Genomic DNA, 10,256 nt, shown 5'->3' on the forward strand with positions numbered 1-10,256 from the left:
AAACACTACTTATTAGTTAAATGTCCAGATAGTTTGTTGCAGCTGTCTACTTTGTTGGGTATATCTCTCGCAACCACGGGAGAGACCGGTCAGATGCCGGCGCCGAAGGAGCAACCGCCCCGGAAACTCTCAGGCAAAAGGACCGTGGGGCTCACCGCATTCTGGAAAGAGGCGCCGCATGCGCCCGCCGACGGGATAACGCTCTCAGGCAACCATGACAGAAGGGGCAGATGGCCGATGATTCGGTTGGAAGTCTGCCGCGTTGCCCTTTTGTCAGTGCCACTGCGCTCGATCTCCTTCCTCTTCGATTGGCCATTCTTCGCGGATCAAGCGGCGCGGGCAGGCATCCTCCGGTGTCTGTCCTCGTCTGTTCAATAGCGGATCGGGGTCAGTTCATGACAAGCACAAAGCAGTCAGGCGGCATGAAGAAGAAGGGTCTGTTGGGCGCGGGCATCTGCGTACTGGCGGCGTGGGTTTCGCTGGTCAATGCGCAGGAACTGGAGGGCACGCTGAAGAAGGTCGCGGACTCCGGCAGCATCACCGTAGGTCATCGCGATGGCGGCATTCCGTTCTCCTACTACGACGACAAGCAGCAGCCCGTGGGCTACGCCATGGACCTGTGCGGTAAGGTGGTCGATGCGGTGAAGGCCAAGCTCGGCAAGCCCGACCTGAAGGTCGAGTACGTGCCCGTGACCGGCACCACGCGCATCCCGCTGCTGGCCAACGGCACCATCGACATGGAGTGCGGCACCACCACCAACAACGCCGAACGCCAGCGCCAGGTGGCGTTCTCCACCACCTACTTCGTCGCCGGCGTGCGCATCATGGCGAAGAAGGCTGACCACATCACCAGCCTGCAGGACCTCAAGGGCAAGACCATCGTGACGCCGGCGGGCACCACCAGCGTGCGTCTGCTCAACGAGGCGAACAACAAGGACGACCTGGGCATGCGCATCCTGTCCGCCAAGGACAATGCCGAGGCGCTGCTCACCGTGGAAACCGGCCGCGCGGTCGCCTACGTGTTCGACGACGTCTCCCTCGCCGGGGTGATCGCCTCGTCGCGCTCCCCGGAAATCTGGGAGATCGTTGGCGATGCACTCTCCGTGGAGCCCTACGGAATCATGCTGCGGCGCAACGATGCGCAGTTCAAGGCGCTGGCCGACGAGACCCTCGGCGCGCTCTATGCCAGCGGCGAGATCAACGCGATCTATGACAAGTGGTTCCTGCAGCCGATTCCGCCGCGCGGCATCCTGATGAATCTGCCGATGTCGGAGCAGTTGAAGAAGGTCGTCGCCGCGCCGACCGACAGTGCCGACCCGCAGGTCTACCAGTAAGCCGCCGCCGGGGCCGGTTCGCCGGCTCCGGTGTTTCGCGCAGGCCGGTTCCGGCCCGCGTCCGCTGCCCTTCGCCCGGATACCCGCATGGATTACACCTGGAACTGGAGCGCCCTCTGGTCGCTCTCCCTTGACGGTCGCCTGACCTATTTCGAGACGCTGCTGCTGGGCCTGGCCTGGACCCTGGCGACGGCGCTCTCTGCCTTCGTTCTTGCGCTGCTGGTCGGCTCGCTGCTCGGCGTGATGCGCAGCGCGCCGGTGGCCTGGATGAACCGGGTCGGCGCCTGTTTCGTCGAGCTGTTTCGCAACGTGCCGCTGCTGGTGCAGATGTTCCTCTGGTACTTCGTGTTGCCCGAGTTGCTGCCCGACGCCGCCGGCGACTGGCTCAAGCAACTGCCGGACGCGCAGTTCTACACCGCGGTGCTGTGCCTGGGCTGCTACCACGGGGCGCGGGTCGCCGAAGTGGTGCGCTCGGGGCTGGGCAGCCTGTCGCGCGGGCAGGGCATGGCCGGCCAGGCGCTCGGCCTGACGCTGCCGCAGACCTATCGCTACGTGCTGTTGCCGATGGCCTACCGGATCGTCGTGCCGACCCTGACCTCGGAATTCCTCAGCACCACCAAGAACACCTCGGTGGCGCTGGCCATCGGCCTGGTCGAGCTGACCGCCAGCGCGCGGGCGATGCAGGAGGGCACGTTCCAGGTGTTCGAGGCGTTCGCCGTCGCCACCGTGCTGTACCTGGCGCTGAACCTGGTCATTGTGTTCCTGATGCGCGTGCTGGAACGCAAGGCGCAGGTTCCGGGGTATGTCAGCGGCCATGAGAAGGGAGGGCGCTGAGATGTTCGCCGGTTTCGATTTCGATGTGATCGTGCGTGCCCTGCCGTACCTGTTCCTCGACGGCATGGCCTTCACCCTGACCCTCACCGTGCTGGCAACCCTGGGCGGGATCGTCCTGGGCACGCTGCTGGCGCTGATGCGGCTGTCGCGCTTCGCCGTGCTCTCCACCTTCGCTGCCAGCTACGTCAACCTGATGCGCTCGCTGCCGCTGGTGCTGGTGATCTTCTGGTTCTATTTCCTGATGCCCTACGTCGGCCAGTGGGTCACCGGCGCGGCCAACCCGGTGCGCGTCGGCCCGTTCTGGTCGTCGCTGGTGACCTTCACCCTGTTCGAGGCCAGCTACTTCTGCGAAATCATCCGCTCCGGCATCCAGTCCGTGCCACGCGGGCAGGTGATGGCTTCCCAGGCGATGGGCATGACCACCGCGCAGACCATGGGCTACGTGATCCTGCCGCAGGCGTTCCGCAACATGCTGCCGATCCTGCTGACCCAGACCATCGTGCTGTTCCAGGACACCTCGCTGGTGTACGTGCTGTCGATCACCGACTTCCTCGGCGCCGCGGCGAAGGTCGCCCAGCGCGACGGCCGCCTGCTGGAGATGTACCTGTTCGCCGCGCTGGTCTATTTCGCGATCTCCTTCACCGCATCCTTTTTCGTGCGCCGCCTGCAAAGGCGCGTCGCCATCGTTCGCTGAGGTTTCCCATGTCCATGATCGCCATCAAGCAGGTTTCCAAGTCCTACGGTGATTTCCAGGTGCTGAAGAATTGCTCGACCGAGGTCGCCAAGGGCGAGGTCGTGGTGGTCTGCGGCCCGTCCGGTTCCGGCAAGTCGACCCTGATCAAGACCGTCAACGGCCTGGAGCCGATCAACCAGGGCGAGATCGTCGTCGACGGAACCACGGTCACCGACAAGGCCACCAACCTGCCGCAGCTGCGCTCGCGGGTCGGCATGGTGTTCCAGCATTTCGAACTGTTCCCGCACCTGAGCATTGCCGAGAACCTCGCGCTGGCGCAGATGAAAGTGCTCAAGCGCTCGCGCGCCGAGGCGCTGGCCAAGGGTGCGGCGCTGCTGGCGCGAGTAGGGCTGTCGGCGCATGCGGACAAGTTCCCCGGCCAGCTCTCCGGTGGCCAGCAGCAGCGCGTGGCCATCGCCCGTGCCCTGGCGATGGACCCGGTGGTGATGCTGTTCGACGAACCGACTTCGGCGCTGGACCCGGAAATGGTGACCGAAGTGCTCGACGTGATGGTCGAACTGGCCAACGAAGGCATGACCATGATGGTGGTCACCCACGAGATGGGCTTCGCGCGCAAGGTCGCCAACCGCGTGGTGTTCATGGACGCCGGCGAAGTGGTGGAGGATGCCGACAAGGAGGCGTTCTTCGCCGAACCGCGCAGCGAGCGGGCGCGGCAGTTCCTGTCGAAGATTCTCGCGCATTGACGGACAGGGCGCGGCCGGTATCGGCACGCCTGATTCGACGCCGGTCGCACATCCCTTTCTGACGGAGCCACGACGTGGACATTTCCCTCCAGGCGCTGCTCGACAGCGCCCAGCAGCGCCAGCAGGTGCTTTCCCGCGAGCGGCTGATGCTCTACGCCGGCGCCAACCTGCCCAGCGCCGAGGCGCAGCAGGCCTACGCCGCGGGCCTCAGCGCCTACCCGGCGATGGGCCTGCCGTTCCACAAGGAGCAGCCGGACACCGACCTGGTTTCGCAGCTGGAAGTAGAGACGGCGGCGGCCGCCTGCGCACTGTTCGGCGCCACCTGGGCCGAGGTGCGCCTGCCCAGTTGCACGCTGGCCAATCTCGCGGTGTTCCATGCCTTCGGCTCGCCCGGCGACTTGCTGCTGGCGCCGGCCGCGGCGCACGGCGGGCATCTCAGCCAGCGCCGCGGCGGTACGCCGGAACTGGCCGGGCTGCGTTGCGCCGAACTGGCCTACGAGGTCGCACGCTTTCAGCTGGATGCCGAGGCGGCGGCGCGTCAGGTGCGCGAGTGGCGGCCGAAGCTGGTGCTGCTGGGGCGCAGCATCATGCTCACACCGGACCGGCTGGAGCCGGTGATCGAGGCGGCACGCGAGGTCGGCGCGCTGAGTATCTTCGACGCCTCCCACGTCAGCGGGCTGATCGCCGGCGGCGTCTACCCCAATCCGCTGGAAGCCGGGGTGGACGTGATGACCAGTTCCACCTACAAGACCCTGCCGGGGCGGCCGCAGAGCCTGATCCTCGGCCGCGACGCGCAGATCGGGGCGAAGCTCACCCGACTGCTCGACACACGGATGCTGGCGAACATCGACCCGGCGCGGCTGGCATCGCTGCTGGTCACCCTGCGCCAGGCGGGCGAGCGCGGCGTGGATTACTCCTCGCGCATCCTCGCCAACAGCGCGGCGCTTGCTGAGGCCTGGCGCGCACGTGGCCTGCCGATCATCGCGCCGGCGGCGGGGGAGACCTTCACCCACCAGCTGCTGTTGCCGCTGGATTCCGCCTGCGATGCGCGCGCCGCGATGACCTTCCTCGAACGCCACGGCGTGCTGATCGGCACCTGCGTAGACCCGACGACAGCCGGCCAGTCGGCGTTGCGCCTGGGCACGCAATTCATCACCACGCTGGGCCTGGGCGTGGCGGACATGACGGTGGTCGCCGGCCTGCTTGCCGACCTGTTGCTGCCCACCGCCACCGGGCGCCTGAGCGTCGCCGGCGAAAGCGCGGCGTCGAAGGCGGGCATTCAGGCGCGCCTGCGCGCCCTGCTGGCGACCTCAGGCTAGCGTCCACTCCGTCCGCCGGCGCCAGGCTGGGGCGTCGGCGGTGAAGCGCGGCATTCCCCTGCGCCGCGAATGGGCTCTGCTGAACGAATATGTCGCGGCGTGGAAAGCACGCCGGCGCTGGCGCGTTCTATGGTTCTCAGGAATGACCGGTGAGTTCTGCCAGCCGCCGGTCATCGGCCCGATGTCGGTTTCTTGTTCCGCCCTGTCGTGCAGCGATGCGCCGTGCAGCGAAACCGAAACAGACCCCGGGTAAAAGCTGAACCACCGATAAAACCGCAAGTCTTCTCCCTTTAGCGGCCTGCCTGGCCGCCACAATAAGTCCAGTGGAGCAAAAACATGGCGTTCTTCAGCGCAGCCAGCAAGGCCGACTTCCAGCACCAACTGCAAGCGGCGTTGGCGCAGCACATCGACGAAAAAGCGTTGCCACAAGTGGCGCTGTTCGCCGAGCAGTTCTTCGGCATCATCGCCCTCGACGAGCTGGTCCAGCGCCGGCTTTCCGACCTGGTCGGCTGCACGCTCTCTTCCTGGCGGCTGCTGCAGAACTTCGAGCGCAGCGCGCCGCAGGTGCGGGTGTTCAATCCGGACTACGAGAAGCACGGCTGGCAATCCACCCACACCGCGGTGGAAGTGCTGCACGCGGACATCCCGTTCCTCGTCGATTCGGTGCGCATCGAGCTGAACCGCCGTGGCCACAGCATCCACACCCTGCAGAACAGCGTGCTCAGCGTGCGCCGCGATGCCGCCGGCGAGCTGCTGGAAATCCTGCCCAAGGGCGTCAGCGCCGAAGATGCCCGCCAGGAGTCGCTGATGTTCCTGGAGATCGACCGCTGCGCCGGCGCCGGCGAGCTGCGCGCCCTGGAGCGGGCGCTGCTGGAGGTGCTCGAAGAAGTGCGCCTGGCGGTCGCCGACTTCGAGCCGATGAAGGCCAAGGCCGCCGAGCTGCTGGCCGGGCTGGAAGCGGGCGGGGCGCCGCTGAACGGCGAGGACCTGGCCGAAATCAAGGTGTTCCTCGGCTGGCTGCTGGACAACCATTTCACCTTCCTCGGCTACGAGGAGTTCAAGGTCGTCGACGAGGCCGACGGTGGGCGCATGGTCTACGACGAGGCATCGCTGCTGGGCCTGTCGCGGCGCCTGCGGGCGGGCCTGAAGGACGAGGAACTGCACATCGAGCCCGAGGCGGTGCGCTTCCTGCGCGAGCCCGCGTTGCTGTCCTTCGCCAAGGCCGCGGTGCCGAGTCGCGTGCACCGTCCGGCCTACCCGGACTTCGTCTCGATCCGCCAGCTCGACGCCGACGGCCGGGTGCTCAGCGAATGCCGTTTCATGGGCCTCTACACCTCCGCGGTGTACAGCGAGAGCGTGCGGCAGATTCCCTTCATCCGTCGCAAGGTCGGCGAAGTGGAACGCCGTGCCGGCTTCGAGAACAGCGCGCACCTGGGCAAGGAACTGGCCCAGGTGCTGGAAGTGCTGCCGCGCGACGACCTGTTCCAGACGCCGGTGGACGAGCTGTTCAACACCGCCATCGCCATCGTGCAGATCCAGGAGCGCAACAAGCTGCGCCTGTTCCTGCGCAAGGACCCCTACGGCCGTTTCGCCTATTGCCTGGCCTACGTGCCGCGCGACATCTACTCCACCGAAACCCGGGTGAAGATCCAGCAGATCCTGATGGAACGTCTGCAGGCCAGCGACTGCGAGTTCTGGACCTACTTCTCCGAATCGGTGCTGGCGCGCGTGCAGTACATCCTGCGCGTCGACCCGAAGAACAAGCAGCCCGTCGATACCCAGCTGCTCGAGCGTGAAATCGTCCAGGCCTGCCGCACCTGGCAGGACGAATACGCCAGCCTGGTGGTGGAAAGCCTTGGCGAGGCGCAGGGCACCACGGTGCTGGCGGACTTCCCGAAAGGCTTCCCGGCCGGCTATCGCGAGCGCTTCGCCGCGCATTCCGCGGTGGTCGACATGCAGCACCTACTGAGCCTGTCCGAGCAGCGCCCGCTGGTGATGAGTTTCTACCAGCCGCTCAGCCAGGGCGACCAGCTGCTGCACTGCAAGCTCTATCACGCCGACACGCCGCTGCCGCTGTCCGACGTGCTGCCGATCCTGGAAAACCTCGGCTTGCGCGTGCTCGGCGAATTCCCCTTCCGCCTGCGCCGGCAGAACGGCCGCGAGTTCTGGATTCACGATTTCGCCTTCACCTACTCCGAGGGGTTGAACGTCGACATCCAGCAGCTCAACGAGACGCTGCAGGACGCCTTCGTCCACATCGTCCAGGGCGACGCCGAGAACGACGGCTTCAACCGCCTGGTGCTGACCGCCGGCCTGGCCTGGCGCGACGTCGCGCTGCTGCGTGCCTACGCGCGCTACCTCAAGCAGATCCGCCTGGGCTTCGACCTCGGTTACATCGCCAGCGCGCTGCTCAACCACACCGACATCGCCCGCGAACTGGTGCGGCTGTTCAAGATGCGTTTCTACCTCTCGCGCAAGCTGGCCGCCGACGACCTCGAGGACAAGCAGCAGCGCCTGGAGCAGGCGATCCTGGCGGCGCTGGACAACGTCGCGGTGCTCAACGAGGACCGCATCCTGCGGCGCTACCTGGACCTCATCAAGGCGACCCTGCGCACCAACTTCTACCAGACCGACGCGGCCGGGCAGAGCAAGTCCTACTTCAGCTTCAAGTTCGACCCCAAGGCGATTCCGGAGCTGCCGCGGCCGGTGCCGAAGTTCGAGATCTTCGTCTACTCGCCGCGCATCGAAGGCGTGCACCTGCGCTTCGGCAACGTCGCCCGCGGCGGCCTGCGCTGGTCCGACCGCGAGGAGGACTACCGCACCGAGGTGCTCGGCCTGGTCAAGGCGCAGCAGGTGAAGAACGCGGTGATCGTGCCGGTCGGCGCCAAGGGCGGCTTCATCCCGCGGCGCCTGCCGGTCGGCGGCAGCCGCGACGATATCCAGGCCGAGGCCATTGCCTGCTACCGCATCTTCATCTCCGGGCTGCTCGACATCACCGACAACCTCAAGGACGGCGCGGTGCTGCCGCCGGCCAACGTGGTGCGCTTCGACGATGACGACCCCTACCTGGTGGTGGCCGCGGACAAGGGCACCGCGACCTTTTCCGATATCGCCAACGGCATCGCCATCGACTACGGCTTCTGGCTCGGCGATGCCTTCGCCTCGGGCGGCTCGGCCGGCTACGACCACAAGAAGATGGGCATCACCGCCAAGGGCGCGTGGGTGTCGGTGCAGCGGCATTTCCGCGAACGCGGCATCGACGTACAGCAGGACAGCATCAGCGTGATCGGCATCGGCGACATGGCCGGCGACGTGTTCGGCAACGGCCTGCTGCTTTCGGACAAACTGCAGATGGTCGCCGCCTTCAACCACCTGCACATCTTCATCGACCCGAACCCCGACGCCGCCAGCAGCTTCGCCGAACGCCAGCGGCTGTTCGACCTGCCGCGCTCGTCGTGGACCGACTACGACGCGCGCCTGATCTCCGCCGGCGGCGGCATCTTCCCGCGCAGCGCGAAGAGCATCGCCATCAGCCCGGAAATGCAGCAGCGCTTCGACATCAAGGCCACCAAGCTGACCCCGACCGAACTGATCCACGCGCTGCTCAAGGCGCCGGTGGACCTGATCTGGAACGGCGGCATCGGCACCTACGTGAAAGCCAGCAGCGAGAGCCACGCCGACATCGGTGACAAGGCCAACGACGCACTGCGGGTCAACGGCAACGAACTGCGCGCCAAGGTGGTGGGCGAGGGCGGCAACCTCGGCATGAGCCAGCTCGGGCGCATCGAGTTCGGCCTCAACGGCGGCGCCAGCAACACCGACTTCATCGACAACGCCGGCGGCGTGGACTGCTCGGACCACGAGGTCAACATCAAGATCCTGCTCAACGAGAGCGTCGCCGCCGGCGACATGACCGGCAAGCAGCGCAACGCCCTGCTGATGGAGATGACCGATGCGGTCGGCAACCTGGTGCTGGGCAACAACTACAAGCAGACCCAGGCGCTGTCGCTGGCGCAACGCCGTGCGCGCGAACGCGTCGCCGAGTACCGGCGGCTGATAGGCGACCTGGAAAGCCGCGGCAAGCTGGACCGCGCGCTGGAATTCCTGCCGTCCGACGAGCAGCTCGCCGAGCGCATCAGCAGTGGCCAGGGCCTGACCCGGCCGGAACTCTCGGTGCTGATCTCCTACAGCAAGATCGACCTCAAGGAAGCGCTGCTGGAATCGCCGGTGCCGGATGACGACTACCTGATCCGCGACATGGAGACGGCCTTCCCGCAACTGCTCGGCGAACGCTTCGGCGAGGCCATGCGCCGCCATCGGTTGAAGCGCGAGATCGTCAGCACGCAGATCGCCAACGACCTGGTCAACCACATGGGCATCACCTTCGCCCACCGGCTCAAGGTTTCCACCGGGATGACCGCGGCGAACGTCGCCGCCGCCTACGTGATCGTGCGCGACGTGTTCCACCTGCCGCACTGGTTCCGCCAGATCGAGGCGCTGGATCACCAGGTGCCGGCCGAGGTGCAGCTGAACCTGATGGAGGAGCTGATGCGCCTCGGTCGTCGCGCCACCCGCTGGTTCCTGCGCAGCCGGCGCAACGAGCTGGACGCCGCGCGCGACGTGGCGCACTTCGGTCCGCGCATCGCCGCGCTGGGGCTCAAGCTCGACGAACTGCTGGAAGGCCCGACGCGCGAGCTGTGGCAGGGTCGCTACCAGGGCTACGTGGAGGCCGGCGTGCCGGAACTGCTGGCACGGATGGTGGCGGGTACCAGCCACATCTACACGCTGCTGCCGATCGTCGAGGCTGCCGATGTGACCGGCCAGGACGCGGCGCTGGTGGCGAAGGCCTACTTCGCCGTGGGCAGCGCACTGGACCTGACCTGGTACCTGGCGCAGATCACCGGGCTGCCGGTGGAAAACAACTGGCAGGCGCTGGCCCGCGAAGCCTTCCGCGACGACCTCGACTGGCAGCAGCGTGCGATCACCGTGTCGGTGCTGCAGGGCGAGGGCGGGGCGGACATCGATGCGCGGGTGGCCGCCTGGGTCGAGCGCAATCTGCCGCTAGTGGAACGCTGGCAGGCGATGCTCGCCGAGCTGCGCGCCGCCAGCGGCACCGACTACGCGATGTACGCCGTGGCCAGCCGCGAACTGATGGACCTGGCCCACAGCGGCAGCCAGGCGGGATGCATGCCGTGACGCGTGCGCACGCGGGTTGCACCCGCCCTGCGTTTTCGTCGGGTGGGTTAGCTTCGTAGGGTGGGTTAGCCGCCACGCGCAGGCAGCGGCATTCGCGGGAAGCGTGCGGCGGCGTAACCCACCGGGCGGAGGTTGG

General features: G+C 66.7%; 6 protein-coding genes and 1 riboswitch. All 6 genes read left to right on the plus strand.

What is annotated here, in order from left to right:
- Window positions 1-66: 66 nt before the first annotated feature.
- A riboswitch (glycine riboswitch) is annotated at window positions 67-155 on the plus strand.
- 267 nt (window positions 156-422) lie between these two features.
- Complete coding sequence (locus BLV15_RS20815; RefSeq protein WP_090231641.1) at window positions 423-1,334, plus strand: transporter substrate-binding domain-containing protein; 912 nt, start codon at window positions 423-425, stop codon at window positions 1,332-1,334.
- 87 nt (window positions 1,335-1,421) lie between these two features.
- A complete protein-coding gene (locus BLV15_RS20820; protein ID WP_090231642.1) occupies window positions 1,422-2,168 on the plus strand; it encodes an amino acid ABC transporter permease in 747 nt (248 codons plus the stop codon).
- Between the two features lies 1 nt (window position 2,169).
- Window positions 2,170-2,862: an amino acid ABC transporter permease gene (locus tag BLV15_RS20825; RefSeq protein WP_090231643.1), complete on the plus strand. Its 693-nt coding sequence runs from the start codon at window positions 2,170-2,172 to the stop codon at window positions 2,860-2,862.
- Between the two features lie 14 nt (window positions 2,863-2,876).
- The gene (locus tag BLV15_RS20830; protein WP_090231651.1) at window positions 2,877-3,605 is read left to right on the plus strand and encodes an amino acid ABC transporter ATP-binding protein; all 729 of its coding nucleotides are present in this window, start codon (window positions 2,877-2,879) and stop codon (window positions 3,603-3,605) included.
- Between the two features lie 74 nt (window positions 3,606-3,679).
- The gene (locus tag BLV15_RS20835; RefSeq protein WP_090231644.1) at window positions 3,680-4,924 is read left to right on the plus strand and encodes a glycine hydroxymethyltransferase; all 1,245 of its coding nucleotides are present in this window, start codon (window positions 3,680-3,682) and stop codon (window positions 4,922-4,924) included.
- 336 nt (window positions 4,925-5,260) lie between these two features.
- A complete protein-coding gene (locus BLV15_RS20840; protein ID WP_090231645.1) occupies window positions 5,261-10,120 on the plus strand; it encodes an NAD-glutamate dehydrogenase in 4,860 nt (1,619 codons plus the stop codon).
- Window positions 10,121-10,256: the final 136 nt, after the last annotated feature.

This window comes from Pseudomonas kuykendallii (assembly GCF_900106975.1).
Classification (GTDB): Bacteria; Pseudomonadota; Gammaproteobacteria; order Pseudomonadales; family Pseudomonadaceae; genus Pseudomonas_O; species Pseudomonas_O kuykendallii.

Excerpts from the sequence above, each read along its gene's own strand:
- BLV15_RS20815 (WP_090231641.1), top strand. The coding sequence starts at position 423 with ATGAAGAAGAAGGGTCTGTTGGGCGCGGGCATCTGCGTACTGGCGGCG.
- BLV15_RS20820 (WP_090231642.1), top strand. The coding sequence starts at position 1,422 with ATGGATTACACCTGGAACTGGAGCGCCCTCTGGTCGCTCTCCCTTGAC.
- BLV15_RS20825 (WP_090231643.1), top strand. The coding sequence starts at position 2,170 with ATGTTCGCCGGTTTCGATTTCGATGTGATCGTGCGTGCCCTGCCGTAC.
- BLV15_RS20830 (WP_090231651.1), top strand. The coding sequence starts at position 2,877 with ATGATCGCCATCAAGCAGGTTTCCAAGTCCTACGGTGATTTCCAGGTG.
- BLV15_RS20840 (WP_090231645.1), top strand. The coding sequence starts at position 5,261 with ATGGCGTTCTTCAGCGCAGCCAGCAAGGCCGACTTCCAGCACCAACTG.